General features: G+C 30.6%; 1 protein-coding gene. It reads right to left on the bottom strand.

Annotated features, from left to right (window positions below):
* A partial coding sequence (locus tag H2277_RS09050; protein WP_337201974.1) for a 6-hydroxymethylpterin diphosphokinase MptE-like protein occupies positions 1-767 on the bottom strand: 767 nt, incomplete at both ends.

Raw genomic sequence — 767 nt, forward strand, 5'->3', positions numbered from 1 at the left:
TTTATACAAAGCTCTAATTGATTTGTTTCTTGTATTCTTTTTTCTAAATAGTATTTAAACAAAGTCCAATTAAAAGAGCTTTCTACAAAACCTTTTCCACCATAGGCTAAAGTTCTAAATTGTCCAAAATCTCTTTGATAGTGTCCCTCATGTTTATCAAGATTTTGATAATCTTTTGTGTGAGAAAATCCATCTTCAGCGTAAGCTAAGTCTTGCCCTATAAAGATAATATTTTTATGTCTTAAAAATACAGCTAAACCGTAAGCTATATTTGCCACACTGTGTCCTTCTGATAATTCTCCAAATTTTTGAACCTTTAAATATCTTATAAATTTAGAACCCCTATGAGCCAACATAAAATTTCTATTATTGCTTTTTAAATTTCTTATGGTTTGAGGGTGGGTTAAATGAGTTGTGATAAATAAAATATCTTGATCAAATTCTTTAAAATCATTGTTAAAAAATTCTGAAGTTAGAAGAATTCTTTCCAAAGATAAAACATAATCAGGCTTGATGTTATGTTTTGCTAGGATAGGATAGGAAGAATCAGCTGCTATGATGGTTGCTTTATTTGCGTATTGCTTTAAAGTATCAAGTTGTTTAGTAAGGCTGGGTCCTGTTGAAACGATGATAGCTGTATCGCTAAGATTTTCTCTTTGTTTGAGTAAGTTTTGATACGGGGCATGGGTTAGCATAACTGGAAGATTATAAATAAGTTGCTCTATACCTTGTAAAACATCTTGAGAGTTGCTACCATTTAAAAGTAC

This window comes from Campylobacter sp. W0014 (genome assembly GCF_020135975.1).
GTDB lineage: Bacteria > Campylobacterota > Campylobacteria > Campylobacterales > Campylobacteraceae > Campylobacter_D.